Below are 14,941 nucleotides of genomic sequence, written 5' to 3'. Positions count from 1 at the left end.
TGTTCAAGCCGGAAACACCGGCGCGAAACCGCCGCCGGGGGTACGGAAATTGGTCGTTTGTCCCTGGTACAGGCGGGCGGCGACGCACTGGATGTGCCCGTCGTAGACAAAGCAGCGGAAGTCGGCCTTCATCGTCTGTGGCTCGCCGTTGACGATGACTTCGTGCTCGGACGGCGGCGCGATTTCCTGGGCGATGTAGTGGCCGGCGAGGATTTCGTCGAACACGCGCTTGGTCAGCTTGTCGCCGCGATAGGCAGCACGGCTGCCGAAGCCGGTGGGCGGCTTGAAAAACCAGCGCTTGCGCTCGGCCCACAGCGTTTCGGCTTGCGCCGGGTCGACGGCGATGGTGCGCGGCACGCCGGCCAGCAAAATCTGCTGCGTTGCGCGGTCGACCGCAAGATCAGCCAGTTTTTGCGGATCGGACAGCAGCATCAGGTGGCGCTTGTCGGCGTGCGTCGCGTGCGCTGCCGGGTGCGGCGTCAGGACAACGCCGCCGGCCGCGAAAACCTCGCGAATATTGCGGTCGACCGCAACATCGAGGTAAAAATCAGTCAGCCGGTTGTAGATCAGGTCAATGGGCTTGCCGTCGTGCAGCAGGCGATTGCCGTCGCGGACGAAATCGGCGGGATCGGCAATCACCGCATCAATGCCGTTGGCGATAAACAGATCGCGGAAGAGTTCGAACTCCGGCGCCAGGAACTGCCCGGCCGGCGCTTCATCGACGATGGCGATGCGCGTCAATGGGGCATCACCGCGCTCCAGCCGCCATTCGGCGCGGAACATGTCGAGGATCTCGGCAACGAAGCCGGCGGCTTCATCGGCGTGGCCGTGCGCGGCGAGCAGGTAGGCATTGAGCAGACCACCACCGGCATTGGTGTTGATTTCGATCAGTTTCGGGCCGTCGACCGTGAGATGGAAGTCGTAGCCCATGAACACGCTGCGCGCAGCGACCGGCCAGCGCGCGCTTTCCGGCGCCCGGGCGAGCACGTCGGCACGGAAGGCGGGCAAGGCCAGCACCGTCTCGATGGCGCCGACCAGCTCGGCCATGGCCGCAAGCTGCGCTTTATCGACGCGGATATCGGCGGCAGAAAACAATTGCGGCTGGCGCGCGGCCAGCAAGTCGAAGGTGGTTTTCATCGGTTGGCGAAGAAATCGAGGACAACCTGCAGTTCGCGCGTGCGCTTCATCGGCGGCAGACTCTGCCAGACACGGCGGCCGTAGGGTTTGGTGATCAGGCGCGGGTCGCAGATCATCAGCACGCCCTTGTCGGCCTCGTCGCGGATCAGCCGGCCGGCGCCCTGCTTGACGTTGATCACCGCGCGCGGCAGCTGGTATTCCATGAAGGCGTTGCGGCCCTGCTTCTTCATTTCGTCGATGCGCGCCGACAACACCGGGTCGTCGGGCGGCGCGAACGGGATCTTGTCGATGACGACCAGCGACAGCGCTTCGCCGCGCACATCGACGCCTTCCCAGAAACTCTGGCTGCCGACCAGGATCGCCGCGCCATGATGGCGGAAGCGCTGCAGCAGATCGTTCTTGCTGCCCTCGCCCTGGACCAGCAGCGGCATGTCGAGGCCTTCGTCCTCAAGTTTGGCCTTGAGCAGTTCGTGCGTGCGGCGCATCGCGCGCAGGCTGGTGCACAGGAAGAAGGCGCCGCCGCCGGCTGCTTTGACCGCCGGCCAGGCGGCGTCGACGACGGCTTCGGTATAGGCCCAGTCGTTCGGGTCGGGCATGCCCAGCGGCGCGTAGAGCACGGCCTGCTCGCCGTAGTCGAACGGGCTGTGCCAGCAGGCGGAATCAGGGTCGCCGAGGCCCAGTTCGGCGCAGTAGTGATGAAACTTGCCCTGCACGGCGAGGGTCGCCGAGGTGAAGATCCAGGCGCGCGGGTGACCGCCCATCTGCTTGCGGAAGATGTTGGCGACGTCGAGCGGCGTCGCGTTCAACTGCAGCGAATGGGTGAAGGCTTCGGCCCAGTAAACATAGCCGGCATCGACCGGGTTCTGCCACTGGGTCAGGCGCTGCACCAGTTCGGTGGCGCGCTGCCAGCATTTCTCCAAACCTTCTGCGCGCTCGGCCTGGGTTTCCAGGATGGCGGCGAACTTGGCGATTTCTTCCAGCAGCCCCTGCAGCGCCGGGGCGAATTCGGGCTTTTCCAGCAACTGGGCGGCGGCAAAGCGGCCGCTGTCGAGGCCGACCGCCAGGCGCAGATCCTTGGCCGCCTTTTCCAGCGACTTGCTGGCAACCGGCAGGTCGAGACAATCGCGCGCGTTGGTCAGCGCTTCGGTGCGGGCATCACGGGCGAGATCGAGGAATTGTGCGGTCGACACGCTTTCGCCGAAGAAAAGCGTCGCCACTTCCGGCAACTGGTGCGCCTCGTCGAAGATCACCGTGTTGCAGGCCGGCAGCAGTTCGGCCATGCCTTCATCGCGCAACATCACGTCGGCGAAGAAGAGATGGTGATTGACCACGACCAGGTCGGCCGCCATCGCCTCCTTGCGCGCCTGCATGACGAAGCATTCCTTGTAGTCCGGGCAGTCCTGGCCGAGACAGTTGTCGCGCGTCGAAGTGACATGCTGCCAGACCGGCGAATTCTCGTTGACCTCGACGCACTCGGCCTTGTCGCCGCTCTGCGTGGTTTTGGCGAAGACCGAGATGCGGCGGGCGTCGGCGGCGTCCTCGCGGGTCAGGAAACGGCCGTCGGCCAGCGCCCGTTGCAGATGGTAGGGACAGACATAGTTGGCGCGGCCCTTGAGCAGCGCAATCCTGACCGGCGCTTTGAGGACATCGCGCACCAGCGGCAGATCCTTGTTGAACAACTGGTCCTGCAGCGTCTTGGTACCAGTCGACACGATCACCTTGCCGTTCGACTTCAGCGCCGGCACCAGGTAGGCGAAGGTTTTGCCGGTGCCGGTACCGGCTTCGGCGATGAACACCGCGTTGTTCCTGATCGCCTCGGCGATGCGCTCGGCCATCTCGAGCTGCTGGCCGCGCACGCGATAACCGTTGATGGCACGGGCGAACGGGCCGTCGGGCGAGAAGATTTCCGGAAGGGTAGACAAGATGCGGTTTTCGGGGGGAGTTGAGGCAGCGGATGCGGCCCGCGGCATCTTAACAGAAGCCGGGAACGGCGGCCGAAACCGTCGTGCTGCACTGCGGCATCAAAAATCAATAACACGAGAAAACAACGACAGGACGCCATGTTACGAATTGTTGCAGCGCACAATTAATTGACAGCAAATGTTCTGGATCATGATAAATTGCAGCCAGAACAACAACAGCCCGAAAAGCGTCCGGAAAGGAAGATCAGCCATGCGCCAAATCGCCAAAACCGCTCTCGCCCCAGCCCTCCCGGAAAACGCCCCGGCCCCGACGCGACACGCACACCCGGATATGGCCCGCAGCTCGCTCACTGACGCCCGGCCCGGCAACAGCCGCTGGCCGGCCCGCCTCGACCTGCTGCAGAGCCTGAGCGGCCTGGTGCTGGCGCTGTTTCTCGTCGCCCACATGTTTTTTGTCGCGACCATCCTGATCAGCCACGAGCTTTTCTACAACGTTGCCCGCTTCTTCGAGGCCGGATGGCTGTTCGGCGAACCGCAACCGGTGCTGGTGTCGATGGTTGCCTCCGGCGTTACCGGCTTGCTGGTCGCCCATGCCTGGCTGGCGATGCGCAAGTTTCCCGGCGGTTTTCGCCAGTACCGCGCTTTTTCCGCACACCGGAGCCGGCTGCGCCATGGCGATACCAGCCTGTGGTGGCTGCAGGTGGTGACCGGCTTTGCACTGTTTTTCCTGACCACCATCCATCTGTACGACATGGTCAGCCAGCCCCAGTTGATCGGCCCGTATGAATCCGCCGACCGCGTGTGGACCGGCGGCATGTGGCCGATCTACCTGGCGCTGCTGTTCGCTGCCGAAGTCCATGGCGGTATCGGCCTGTACCGGCTGGCGGTCAAATGGGGCTGGTTCGTCGGTGACGACGCCAATGCCGGACGCCGTCGCCTGCGCCACATCCGCCACGCGTTCAGCGCCTTTTTCATCACCCTCGGTCTGGTCACGCTGCTGGCCTATATCGACCTCGGCCGTGCCCACGCCGAACTGGCCGGCGAGCGCTACGTGCCGCCGGGCCATGTTGCGGTCGACCACGGAAAGCACTGAAAAATGGAAATCATCCATAGCGACGTCCTCGTCATCGGCGGCGGACTGGCCGGCCTGCGCGCCGGCCTGGCAGCGCAGAAGCGCGGCCAGCAGGTGATCATCCTCAGCCTGGTGCCGCCCAAGCGTTCGCATTCGGCCGCTGCCCAGGGCGGCATGCAGGCCAGCCTGGCCAATGCCCTGAAGGGCGCCGGCGACAACGAGGACGTGCATTTCGAAGACACCGTGCGCGGCAGCGACTGGGGCAACGACCAGGAAGTCGCACGCATGTTCACCCACGTGGCACCCAAGGCGGTACGCGAACTGGCGGCCTGGGGCGTGCCATGGAACCGCGTCGAGGCCGGCGAACGTACCGTGATCATCGACGGCAAGCCGGTAACGCTGACGGAAAGCGCCGATGCCCACGGCCTGATCACCGCCCGCGATTTTGGCGGCACGCGCAAATGGCGCACCTGCTACGTCGCCGACGGCACCGGCCACGCCATGCTGTACGCGGTCAGCGACCAGACCATCGCCGCCGGCATTCCGGTGCATGAGCGGCGCGAGGCGGTGGCGCTGATCCACGACGGCGAACGCTGCCACGGCGCCATCGTCCGCAACCTGATCGACGGCAAGCTGACGGCCTATGTCGCCAAAGCCACCTGTATTGCCACCGGCGGTTTCGGCCGGCTCTACCAGGCGACCACCAACGCCGTCATCAACGAAGGCATCGGCGCCGCCATCGCGCTGGACACCGGCGTCGTGCCGCTGGCCAACATGGAAGCGATCCAGTTCCACCCGACCGCGATCTTCCCCGCCGGCATCCTGGTTACCGAAGGTTGCCGGGGCGACGGCGGCCTGCTGCGCGATGTCGACGGCCACCGCTTCATGCCCGACTACGAGCCGGAAAAGAAGGAACTGGCATCGCGTGATGTCGTCTCGCGGCGCATGGAAGCGCACATCAAGGCTGGCAAGGGCGCCAGCAACCGTTTCGGCCAGCATCTGTGGCTGGACATCACGCTGCTCGGCGCCGCCCACATCAACCACAAGCTGCGCGAAGTGAAGGAAATCTGCCAGTACTTCCTCGGCATCGACCCGGCCAAGCAGTGGATTCCGGTGCGCCCGGCCCAGCATTACTCGATGGGCGGCATCCGCACCGACGCCCACGGCGCGGCGCGCGGCCTCAAGGGTCTGTTTGCCTGCGGCGAAGCGGCCTGCTGGGACCTGCACGGTTTCAACCGGCTGGGCGGCAACTCGGTCGCTGAAACCGTGGTTTCCGGAATGATCGTCGGCGCAGCCATCGCCGATTTCTGTGCCTCGCCGGACGGCGAACTGACGGTGTCGACGGCGCTGATCCGCCAGTGTTTCGAGCGCGCGCAGGCGGAGTTTGGCGCGATCACCAATCATCATGGCAAGGAAAGCGCCAGCCTGCTGCTGCGCGAAATGCAGGCGACGATGACCGCCCAGGTCGGCATCGTCCGCCACGGTGAAGCCATGAATGCTGCGGTCAACACGCTGCAAAGCCTGCTTTTGCGCAGCCGCGACCTCGGCCTTTCCGGCCGGCGCGGCGGCGCCGACCCCGAACTGACGCTGGCCTGGCGCCTGCAGAAGATGCTCAAGCTGGCGCTGTGCGTCAGCTACGGCGCCTTGCAGCGCACGGAAAGCCGCGGCGCGCACTTCCGCGAGGATTACCCGCAGCGCAACGACGCCGACTGGCTCAAGCGCACCCTGGCAAGCTGGCCCGACGCCGGGCAGACGCTGCCGACACTGGCCTACGAGCCGCTCGACATCGCCCGCATGGAACTGCCGCCCGGCTGGCGCGGCTACGGCACGCGCGATGCCATCGAACATCCGCTGACCGCGGGCCGCCAGGCCGAAGTCGACGCCACCCGTGCCGCCCTGGCCGGCAGCGACCGGCACGCCGTGCAAGCCGCGCTGATGCCTTTCCGCCACCTGCTGCCGGCGCACTTGCGCGGGGACAATGCACGCCTTGGAGAGAACGCATGATCACGCTGTTCCGCAAACCGAAACCGGGCGCGGCGCCGCGTCGCCTGACCCTGCACATCCTGCGCTGCAACCCGGCCGATCCGGCGAGCAAGCCTTATCTGCAAGCCTTCGAGCTGGAAGAAGCGGAAGGCATGACGCTGTTCATCGCGCTCAATGAAATCCGCGCGACGCAAGATCCCTCGCTGCAGTTCGACTTCGTCTGCCGCGCCGGCATCTGCGGCAGTTGCGCAATGCTGGTCGACGGCCGCCCGGCACTCGCCTGCCGCACGCTGACGCGCGACTACGGCAGCGACATCACCCTCGCCCCGCTGCCCTTCTTCGAGTTGATCGGCGATCTGTCGGTGAATACCGGCAAGTGGATGCGCGGCACCGCCGAACGCCTGCAAACCTGGATCGCGCAAAGCGAAGCCGTCGACCTCGACGCGCTCGAAGCGCGCATGGAACCGGCACTGGCCGAAGCCATCTACGAACTCGACCGCTGCATCGAGTGCGGCTGCTGCATCGCCGGCTGCGGCACGGCGCAGATGAACGAAAACTTCGTCGGCGCCGTCGGCCTCAACAAGATCGCCCGCTTCCGCCTCGATCCGCGCGACACGCGCAGCGACGCCGACTTCTACGAACTGATCGGCGACGACGACGGCGTCTTCGGCTGCATGAGCCTGCTCGGCTGCCACGACATCTGCCCGAAGGAGTTGCCGCTGCAAACGCAGATCGCCTTCCTGCGCCGCAAGATGGCGGTTGAGGGTCTGCGTTAGAATCTCGCCCCCCACCACCGCACCCGCTGCGGCAACAAAAAGACAATTCATCATGCTGAGTTCCCTCAAGCAGGACTGGTTTTCCAACGTCCGCAATGATCTGCTGGCCGGCCTCGTCGTCGCCCTGGCGCTGATCCCCGAAGCCATCGCTTTTTCCATCATCGCCGGCGTTGACCCCAAGGTCGGGCTTTATGCTTCGTTCTGCATCGCGGTCGTCATCTCCTTCGTCGGCGGTCGGCCGGGGATGATCTCGGCGGCCACCGGGGCGATGGCGCTGGTCATGGTGACGCTGGTCAAACAGCATGGCCTGGAATACCTGCTCGCCGCCACCGTGCTGACCGGCGTGCTGCAGATCATCGCCGGCTGGATCAATCTCGGCGCGCTGATGCGCTTCGTCTCGCGCTCAGTGGTCACCGGCTTCGTCAATGCGCTGGCGATCCTGATCTTCATGGCGCAACTGCCGGAACTGACCAACGTGACCTGGCACGTCTACGCGATGACCGCCGCCGGGCTCGGCATCATTTACCTGTTCCCGTATGTCACCAAGGCCATCCCCTCGCCACTGGTGACCATCGTCGTACTCACCGCAATCGCCCTCTTCCTTGATCTCGACATCCGCACCGTCGGCGACATGGGGCAACTGCCGGACAGCCTGCCGATCTTCCTGGTTCCGGACATTCCGCTCAATCTGGAAACCCTGACCATCATCTTCCCGTACTCGCTGACACTGATGGTCGTCGGCCTGCTCGAATCGCTGATGACGGCGACCATCGTCGATGACCTGACCGACACCAGCAGCAACAAGAACCGCGAATGCGTCGGCCAGGGCGTTGCCAACATCGCTTCCGGCTTCATCGGCGGCATGGCTGGCTGCGCGATGATCGGCCAGTCGGTGATCAACGTGAAGTCGGGCGGGCGCGGCCGGCTGTCGACCTTCTCTGCCGGCGTTTTCCTGCTGGCGCTGCTGATGCTGGTCGGCGACTGGGTGGCGAAGATCCCGATGGCGGCACTGGTTGCAGTGATGATCATGGTTTCGATCGGCACCTTCAACTGGGGGTCGATCCGCAACCTCAAGGATCACCCGGCGAGTTCCAGCGTGGTCATGGTGGCGACCGTGATCGTCACCGTGTTCACCCACGATCTGGCCAAGGGCGTCGGTGTCGGCGTGCTGCTTTCCGGCTTCTTCTTCGCCCACAAGGTGGCGCTGCTGTTCCGCGTCCGCTCGCGCTCGGAAGATGAAGGCCGCGCCCGTGTCTATCAATTCTCCGGCCAGATCTTCTTCGCCTCGGCCGATCGCTTCGTCGCCTCCTTCGACTTCCGCGAAGTCATCGAAAAGGTCGTCATCGACGTCTCGAAGGCGCACTTCTGGGACATCACCGCCGTCAGCGCTCTCGACAAGGTGGTGCTGAAATTCCGCCGCGAAGGTGTCGAGGTCGAGATTATCGGCCTCAACGAAGCCAGTGCGACGATGCTCGACCGCTTCGCCATCCACGACAAGGACGGCGCCGAAAACATGCTCGGCGGCCACTGAGGAGCGCATCATGAATAACGAAAACAAGGTTCTCGCCTGCGTCGACCGCTCGCCGCATTTGGACAACAACATCGCCAACACCGTCGCCGACGCCGCCGCCTGGGCAGCCAGCCGGATGAATGCGCCGCTGGAATTTCTGCACATCCTCGACCGCCACCCGGAAATCGGCTCCAGCGAAGACCACTCCGGCGCCATCGGCTTCGATGCCCAGGAACATCTGCTCAAGGAGCTCGCCGACAAGGACGCCGAAAAGACCAGGGGCATGCGCGAAGCCGGGCGGCTCTTCCTCAACGGCCTGCGCGAACGCGCCATCGCCGCCGGCGTGCTGGCACCGGATACCCGCCAGCGCTACGGCCACCTCGAAGAAAGCCTGGCCGAACAGGAGGCCGGCGTGCGCCTGTTCGTCCTCGGCCGCCGCAGCGAATCGGCCGAAACCACGCAACGTGAGCTCGGCCGCAACGTCGAAAATGTCGTCCGCGCGCTGCACAAGCCGATCCTGACGGTTACCGAGAATTTCAAGGCGCCACAGCACTTCATGATCGCCTTTGACGGCGGCGAAGTCACCAGGCGCGGTGTCGACATGGTTGCCAACAGCCCTCTGCTCAAAGGCATTCCCTGCCTGCTGCTGATGGCCGGCAAGCCTGACCCGGAAGCGCCGAAAAAAATGGAATGGGCGCGGTCGACGCTGGAAAAAGCCGGCTTTTCAGTGAGCAGCGAAATCATCCCGGGCGACACCGAAACGGTCATCGCCCGTAGCATTCAGGAACACAACATCGACCTGCTGCTGATGGGCGCCTTCAATCATTCGCCGCTACGCAAATTGCTCTTCGGCAGCCGCACCAATGAGCTGTTGCGCTCGGCAAAGGTGCCTACGCTGCTGCTGCGTTAGGCGAAACGTCTATCCCGCCTACGGGCGGGATTTCCAGTAGCCAGGCTTCTGGCTCAGATGCATCACCGCCAGCACCTCCAGACATGCCCCGTCTGAACTGTAGAGAACGCCGTAGGGAAAACGTTTCGTCAGGACACGACGTATACCGGGCTGGATTTCTGCCCACGCCAGTGGCAATGCGACGGCACGTCCAATCGCCTGACGAATCTCCTGCGCAAATTCACGACCCAGCCCGGAAGACTTTTCCTCATACCAGTCGATAGCCTGATTAAACTCGGACTCGGCACCAGGGTGAAAAATCACCTTCATCGCGCCAAACGAGCCTCGATCCGCTGAAACACGACATCCGCGGCTACACCGGCAACTTTGCCGGATGCGAGTTCATCACTGCGCTGGCGTGCGCACTCACCCCAAGCCCGGTCGATTTCTGGATTTGTTGCGGCAAAAGTCTGCAACAGGCGGTCAACGACCATCGCCCGCTGTTCCACAGGCAAGTTGCATGCTTCGGCAATCAGTTGTTCAGTATTCATGGTCAATTTCCTCCGGTGCATGCATTTTAGACCGCAAACTGCGCTTCAGCTTAGCAGGAATCAGCCTCAGCGCGGCGCCAGCGCCAGCCACAATGCTGTCGCCAGCAGCATCCAGGCGAAAGCTGCGCGCATGCGGCGTTCCGGCAGTTTGTGCGCGAGCGCGACACCGGCAGCGACGGTGAACATGCCGCCGATTGCCATCGGCAGTCCTAGGCTCCAGTCCACGCGCTGGGCGCCGGCGTAGGCGCTCAGTGCGACCAGCGAACTCGGCGCAACCAGGGCCAGCGCCAGGCTTTGCGCCACGGTCTGGCGTTGGCCGAGCCAGCCGGAGAGCAGCGGCGTGGCGACCAGGCCGCCGCCGATGCCGAGCAAACCCATGCTGCTGCCGCCGGCAACGCCGACCAGCGGCAGCGCGGCCGGGCGCAGCGGCGCGCCGGTGACCGGTTCGCGCCCGCCGCGTCCCTGCCAGAGCAGGCGCAGCGAGAGGATGCCGAGGAAGGCGCAGAACAGGTGGCCGAGCAGTTGCGCGTCAAGCCGTGTGGCGAAATGCGCCAGCAGCCAGGTAGTCAGCGTTGCCGGCAGGGCAATCGACAGCACCGCCCGCCAGCCAACCGGATGCTTGCGGCTGTAACGCCACCAGCCGATAAGCAGGTTCGGCACCATCAGCACCAGCGCCGTGCCCTGCGCCATCGCCTGATCCATGGCGAAAGCGAGGACGAACAGCGGAATGGCAATGATGCCGCCGCCGATGCCGAACAGGCCACCGAAAAAACCGAGGGCAGCGCCGATGGCCAGCGCCAGCGAGAGATCGACAAGGGGAAGCAGGTGGAGCAGAGGCATGGGAATGTTGCGGTCAACGAGGGAAAAGCCATGATATTCAGCACAGCGAAAGATACAATGGCGCAACATTCAATTGATTATTGCGTTTAAAGCACGAATGAACGACGTTCCCGACCTCGCCTTCTTCAGCCTGCTTGCCCGCCAGCCCAGCCTGGCAGCGGCGGCACAGGCACTTGGCATCACGCCGCCGGCGGTCAGCCGCCGGCTGGCGGCGCTGGAACAGCGCCTCGGCGTGCGCCTGCTCAACCGGACGACACGGCGACTGAGCCTGACGCCGGAAGGCGAACGCTATCTGGAAGACGGCGAGCAGATCCTGCGCGACATCGAGCGCCTGGAACGCTCGCTCGGTGAAAGTCGCGAGCAGCCGCAGGGGCTGTTGCGGATCAATGCCGGTTTCGGTTTCGGCCGCCGCCACCTCGGCCCGGCGATTTCGGATTTCGTCCGCGACTGGCCGGACGTCGAGGTCATCCTCCACCTGTCCGACCGCACGCTCGACCTGACCGAGCACGCGCTCGACATCGCCATCCGCTTCGGCCCGCCGCCGGATGCGCGCATCCTCGCCCGCCGCATCGCGCCCAACCGCCGTTTGCTGTGCGCCGCCCCTGCCTATCTCGCCGCCCGCGGCATGCCGCAGGTCCCGCGCGACCTGCAGGCGCATGACTGCATCGTCATCCGCGAGAACGAGCGCGCGTTCAACAACTGGCAACTGACCGACGGCAGCCAGCAGATCACCGTCAAGGTGCGCAGTCCGCTCGCCGTCAATCACGGCGAAATCGCCGTCGACTGGGCGCTGGCCGGGCACGGCATCATCCTGCGCTCGGAATGGGATATCGCCGCCGACCTGCGCAGCGGCCGGCTGATCCGCGTACTGCCCGAGTGGGCCGGCATCTCGGCCGACATCCATGCGCTCTATCCGCAACGTCATCTGCTGTCGGCCAAGGTGCGCGTCTTCCTCGATTTTCTTGAACAACGCTTCGCCGCCTGGCGAGACGACAGCCAAAAGCCAAGCCCATGGTAAGCCGATTGCGGTTACCATTCGCAACAGTCATATTAGCCAACCCTGATTTTCGAACTCCAAGGCCCCATGCCACGATTTTCCTTCGCCAGCCTGCGCCGCCCCGTCGTCCTGATTCCGGTTTTCCTGCTTTTTGCGCTGTTGACCGCAATATTGCTGCGCCCGCTGTTCGGCAAGGCCGTCAGCGTGCTGGTCGCGCAAAATGGCGACATCCGCCAGTCGGTGGTTGCCAGCGGCAAGGTCCGCTCACCGCAACGCAGCGAACTGGCCGCCCAGATATCCGGCCAGGTCCTTGCCGTGCATGTTGCCGAAGGCGCCCGGGTCGCGGCCGGCGACCTGCTGATCGAACTTGACGACCGCGAACCGAAAGCCAGTGTCGCCCAGGCCCGGGCGCAGCTGGCACAAAGCGAACTGCGTCTGCAGCAGTTGCGCCTGCTGGCCGAACCGCTGGCCCGCGAAGCTTCGCGCCAGGCCGAAGCCAACCTGACCCAGGCGCGGCAGCAATTCGCCCGCACCGAAGCGCTGGTCGCCAAGGGCTTCTACAGCACCAACCAACTCGACGACGCCCGGCGTGCCCTGACCGTCGCCGAAAGCCAGCGCCAGGCCAGCCAGCTGCAGGCCGGCAGCAACGCCAGCGGCGGCAGCGACTACCGGCTGGCTGAAGTGGCGGTGGCGCAAGCACGCGCCGGCCTTGAACTGGCGCAAGCGAAACTGGCCTACACGCGCATCCTCGCCCCGCGCCCCGGCACCATCCTCGCCCGCCTGGCCGAACCGGGCGACAGCGTGCAGCCGGGCAAGACGCTGCTCAGCCTGTCGCCGGCCGGCGCTACCGAACTGCTGGTGCAGATCGACGAAAAGAACCTGCGCCTGCTGGCGCTCGACCAGACGGCCCGGGTTTCCGCCGATGCCTGGCCGGATCGCCATTTTCCTGCACGCGTTTCCTACATCAGCCCGGCCGTCGATCCGCAGCGCGGGTCGGTCGAAGTCCGGCTGCACGTAAACAATCCGCCGGATTACCTGAAGCAGGACATGACGGTATCGATCGATATCGAAACCGGCAGCAAACAGGGCGTCATCCTGCTGCCGGCCGAAGGACTGCGCGGCAGCGTGCTGGAACAGTGGGTGCTCGTCGTGCGCGAGGGCCGTGCCGTGCGGCAAGTGGTGCAGACCGGATTGCGCAACGCCGGCCAGGTTGAGATCGTCGCCGGCTTGGCTGCCGGCGACCAGGTGTTGCCTGCCGCCACGGTCGGCGTTGCCGCCGGCGACCGCGTGCGCACCGGCAACTGACGTCCGCCATGCATCCCTGGCTCCCTTTCGAATGGATCGCCGCCACCCGCTTCCTGCGCGAGGGGCGGACGCAGAGCCTGCTGATCATCGTCGGGGTCGGTGTCGGTGTCTCGGTGATCGTCTTCATGTCGGCGCTGCTGTCCGGGCTGCAGTCCAACCTGGTCAAGCGCACGCTCAGCTCGCAGGCGCACCTGGTGCTGCTGCCGCCTGAGGAAATCGCCCGACCGCAGTTCGGCGAAGGCCAGGCGCTGGTGCAGAAGCAGGCGCAGCGTCTGCGGTCGATCGATCAGTGGCAGGCCTTGCGCGGTCGACTGGAAAAATTGCCGGAAATTGCCGCCATCTCGCCGGTCGCTTCCGGCCCGGCCTTTGCCGTGCGCGGCGACGCCAACAAGTCGATCAACCTGATCGGCATCGAACCGGCCAACTACGTTCGCGTCATCGAACTCGACCAGAAAATGGTCGGCGGCGAACTGCGCGTCAATGCCGGTGAAGCGCTGATCGGCATCGAACTGGCACGCGATCTCGGTGCCACGCTGGGCGACAAGCTGCGCATCAACGCCAGCAACGGAGCATCGGATACGCTGACCATCGTCGGCCTGTTCGATCTCGGCAACAAGGCGGCCAACGCCCGCAACGTCTATGTCGGCCTGCGCACCGCGCAAAGCCTGCTCGATCTGGTCGGCGGCGTCTCCAGCATCGACCTAGCATTGCACGACATGTACCAGGCCGAAGCGCTGTCGCAGCGCCTCAACGCCGAAACCGGGCTGATCGCCGACAGCTGGATCAAGACCAACGCCCAGTTCTTCACGGCACTGACCTCGCAGCGTATTTCGAGCAACGTCATCCGCTTCTTCATCGGCCTGTCGGTGGCTTTCGGCATCGCCAGCGTGCTCGTTGTCTCGGTCGTCCAGCGCTCGCGCGAAATCGGCATCCTGCGCGCGATGGGCGCCAGCCGCGGCCAGGTGCTGCGCACCTTCCTGCTTCAGGGCGGCATCGTCGGGCTGCTCGGCTCGCTGCTCGGCTCGGCGCTGGCCTGGTCCTTCCTGGCGCTCTGGCGGACGCTCGCCGTCAATGCCGACGGGACGCCGATGTTCATGATCGAGGTCGAACCCGGCCTGGTCCTGATTGCCGCCGCCGGCGCCACGCTGGTCGGCGTGCTGGCGGCACTGATGCCGGCGCGGCGCGCCGCTTCGCTCGACCCGGTGGTGGCGATCCGTGGCTGAAGCGCTGCCAGCAAACGCCGTCCTGCAACTGGCCGGGCTGAAGAAATCCTATCTGAGCGGCGACAGCGAGCTGGAGGTATTGCACGGCATCGACCTGACGCTGCAGCGCGGCGAGTTCGCGGCGCTGATCGGCCCGTCCGGTTCCGGCAAGAGCACGCTGCTCAACCTGATCGGCCTGCTCGACCGGCCCAGCGCTGGCCAGCTGTTCATCGACGGCGTCGAGACCAGCACCCTGGCCGAAGCCGAAATCACCCGCCTGCGCGGGCAGCGGATCGGCTTCGTCTTCCAGCACCACCTGCTGATCCCGGCGTTCACGGCGCTGGAAAACGTCATGATGCCGCTGCTCATCGACCGTGGCCGTCCGGATGCTGCCATGCGTGCACGCGCCGCCGAACTGCTGGCCGGCGTCGGCCTCTCGGAGCGTGCCGACTACCCGGCGAGCAAGCTCTCCGGCGGCCAGCAGCAGCGCGTTGCCATCGCCCGGGCGCTGGCCATGCGCCCGTCGCTGGTACTCGCCGACGAGCCGACCGGCAACCTCGACACGCACACCGCCGACGACATCTTCGCACTGCTGCGCGAGGTCAACCAGCGCGAGCAGACCACCTTCCTGATCGTCACCCACGACCCACGCCTGGCCGGCCGCTGCGATCGCATCGTCGAACTGGTCGATGGTGACATCGTCAGCGACCGTCCCAATCCTGCGCACCAGCCGGCGGGCTAGCCGGAAAGCGAGGAC

Annotated in this window: 14 protein-coding genes; 9 read left to right on the top strand and 5 right to left on the bottom strand. The window is 65.2% G+C overall.

What is annotated here, in order from left to right; translation table 11 throughout:
• Nucleotides 1–3: 3 nt before the first annotated feature.
• Nucleotides 4–1,137: a hypothetical protein gene (locus BJN45_RS05535; RefSeq protein WP_076092965.1), complete on the bottom strand. Its 1,134-nt coding sequence runs from the start codon at nt 1,135–1,137 to the stop codon at nt 4–6.
• Complete coding sequence (locus tag BJN45_RS05530; RefSeq protein ID WP_076094100.1) at nt 1,134–3,059, bottom strand: ATP-dependent DNA helicase; 1,926 nt, start codon at nt 3,057–3,059, stop codon at nt 1,134–1,136. The genes BJN45_RS05535 and BJN45_RS05530 overlap by 4 nt, the downstream gene beginning before the upstream one ends.
• 250 nt (nt 3,060–3,309) lie before the next feature.
• On the opposite strand from BJN45_RS05530, the gene BJN45_RS05525 reads away from it, so the two are divergent.
• The 5 genes from BJN45_RS05525 to BJN45_RS05505 are packed head-to-tail and all read left to right on the top strand — an operon-like array spanning nt 3,310 to nt 9,310.
• Nucleotides 3,310–4,152, top strand: coding sequence for a fumarate reductase cytochrome b subunit (locus BJN45_RS05525; protein WP_240494502.1), 843 nt, complete (start codon nt 3,310–3,312; stop codon nt 4,150–4,152).
• A 3-nt stretch (nt 4,153–4,155) separates the two neighbouring features.
• Nucleotides 4,156–6,135, top strand: a complete 1,980-nt coding sequence (locus BJN45_RS05520) for a fumarate reductase flavoprotein subunit (RefSeq protein ID WP_076092964.1) — start codon at nt 4,156–4,158, stop codon at nt 6,133–6,135.
• Nucleotides 6,132–6,890 (top strand): fumarate reductase iron-sulfur subunit, encoded by a 759-nt coding sequence (locus tag BJN45_RS05515; RefSeq protein ID WP_076092963.1) that lies wholly within the window; start codon nt 6,132–6,134, stop codon nt 6,888–6,890. The genes BJN45_RS05520 and BJN45_RS05515 overlap by 4 nt, the downstream gene beginning before the upstream one ends.
• 55 nt (nt 6,891–6,945) lie before the next feature.
• The gene (locus BJN45_RS05510; protein WP_430793416.1) at nt 6,946–8,421 is read left to right on the top strand and encodes a SulP family inorganic anion transporter; all 1,476 of its coding nucleotides are present in this window, start codon (nt 6,946–6,948) and stop codon (nt 8,419–8,421) included.
• A gap of 10 nt (nt 8,422–8,431) precedes the next feature.
• Nucleotides 8,432–9,310, top strand: a complete 879-nt coding sequence (locus BJN45_RS05505; protein WP_076092940.1) for a universal stress protein — start codon at nt 8,432–8,434, stop codon at nt 9,308–9,310.
• An 18-nt stretch (nt 9,311–9,328) separates the two neighbouring features.
• Here BJN45_RS05505 and BJN45_RS05500 read toward each other — a convergent pair whose 3' ends face one another.
• From BJN45_RS05500 to BJN45_RS05490, 3 genes are all read right to left on the bottom strand, one after another.
• Nucleotides 9,329–9,619, bottom strand: a complete 291-nt coding sequence (locus BJN45_RS05500) for a type II toxin-antitoxin system RelE/ParE family toxin (protein WP_076092938.1) — start codon at nt 9,617–9,619, stop codon at nt 9,329–9,331.
• The gene (locus BJN45_RS05495; protein ID WP_076092936.1) at nt 9,616–9,840 is read right to left on the bottom strand and encodes an addiction module protein; all 225 of its coding nucleotides are present in this window, start codon (nt 9,838–9,840) and stop codon (nt 9,616–9,618) included. The genes BJN45_RS05500 and BJN45_RS05495 overlap by 4 nt, the downstream gene beginning before the upstream one ends.
• Before the next feature lie 66 nt (nt 9,841–9,906).
• On the bottom strand, nt 9,907–10,680 hold the full coding sequence (locus BJN45_RS05490) for a sulfite exporter TauE/SafE family protein (protein ID WP_076092934.1): 774 nt from the start codon (nt 10,678–10,680) through the stop codon (nt 9,907–9,909).
• Nucleotides 10,681–10,777: 97 nt separating this feature from the next.
• Between BJN45_RS05490 and BJN45_RS05485 the strand changes: the two genes are divergently transcribed.
• From BJN45_RS05485 to BJN45_RS05470, 4 genes are all read left to right on the top strand, one after another.
• The gene (locus tag BJN45_RS05485) at nt 10,778–11,698 is read left to right on the top strand and encodes a LysR family transcriptional regulator (protein WP_076092932.1); all 921 of its coding nucleotides are present in this window, start codon (nt 10,778–10,780) and stop codon (nt 11,696–11,698) included.
• 66 nt (nt 11,699–11,764) lie between these two features.
• Nucleotides 11,765–12,982: an efflux RND transporter periplasmic adaptor subunit gene (locus BJN45_RS05480; RefSeq protein WP_076092930.1), complete on the top strand. Its 1,218-nt coding sequence runs from the start codon at nt 11,765–11,767 to the stop codon at nt 12,980–12,982.
• A gap of 8 nt (nt 12,983–12,990) precedes the next feature.
• Entirely contained in the window at nt 12,991–14,205 is a 1,215-nt protein-coding gene (locus BJN45_RS05475; protein WP_076092928.1) for an ABC transporter permease, read from the top strand.
• Entirely contained in the window at nt 14,198–14,926 is a 729-nt protein-coding gene (locus BJN45_RS05470) for an ABC transporter ATP-binding protein (RefSeq protein ID WP_240494501.1), read from the top strand. The genes BJN45_RS05475 and BJN45_RS05470 overlap by 8 nt, the downstream gene beginning before the upstream one ends.
• Nucleotides 14,927–14,941 lie beyond the last annotated feature (15 nt).

The organism is Azonexus hydrophilus, assembly GCF_001956855.1.
Taxonomy (GTDB): domain Bacteria; phylum Pseudomonadota; class Gammaproteobacteria; order Burkholderiales; family Rhodocyclaceae; genus Azonexus; species Azonexus hydrophilus_A.
This window is presented reverse-complemented; position numbering and strand designations above follow the sequence as displayed.

Coding starts and splice junctions, on each gene's coding strand:
- BJN45_RS05535 (WP_076092965.1), bottom strand. CDS start 1,137: ATGAAAACCACCTTCGACTTGCTGGCCGCGCGCCAGCCGCAATTGTTT.
- BJN45_RS05525 (WP_240494502.1), top strand. CDS start 3,310: ATGCGCCAAATCGCCAAAACCGCTCTCGCCCCAGCCCTCCCGGAAAAC.
- BJN45_RS05480 (WP_076092930.1), top strand. CDS start 11,765: ATGCCACGATTTTCCTTCGCCAGCCTGCGCCGCCCCGTCGTCCTGATT.
- BJN45_RS05485 (WP_076092932.1), top strand. CDS start 10,778: ATGAACGACGTTCCCGACCTCGCCTTCTTCAGCCTGCTTGCCCGCCAG.
- BJN45_RS05475 (WP_076092928.1), top strand. CDS start 12,991: ATGCATCCCTGGCTCCCTTTCGAATGGATCGCCGCCACCCGCTTCCTG.
- BJN45_RS05515 (WP_076092963.1), top strand. CDS start 6,132: ATGATCACGCTGTTCCGCAAACCGAAACCGGGCGCGGCGCCGCGTCGC.
- BJN45_RS05500 (WP_076092938.1), bottom strand. CDS start 9,619: ATGAAGGTGATTTTTCACCCTGGTGCCGAGTCCGAGTTTAATCAGGCT.
- BJN45_RS05495 (WP_076092936.1), bottom strand. CDS start 9,840: ATGAATACTGAACAACTGATTGCCGAAGCATGCAACTTGCCTGTGGAA.
- BJN45_RS05520 (WP_076092964.1), top strand. CDS start 4,156: ATGGAAATCATCCATAGCGACGTCCTCGTCATCGGCGGCGGACTGGCC.
- BJN45_RS05490 (WP_076092934.1), bottom strand. CDS start 10,680: ATGCCTCTGCTCCACCTGCTTCCCCTTGTCGATCTCTCGCTGGCGCTG.
- BJN45_RS05505 (WP_076092940.1), top strand. CDS start 8,432: ATGAATAACGAAAACAAGGTTCTCGCCTGCGTCGACCGCTCGCCGCAT.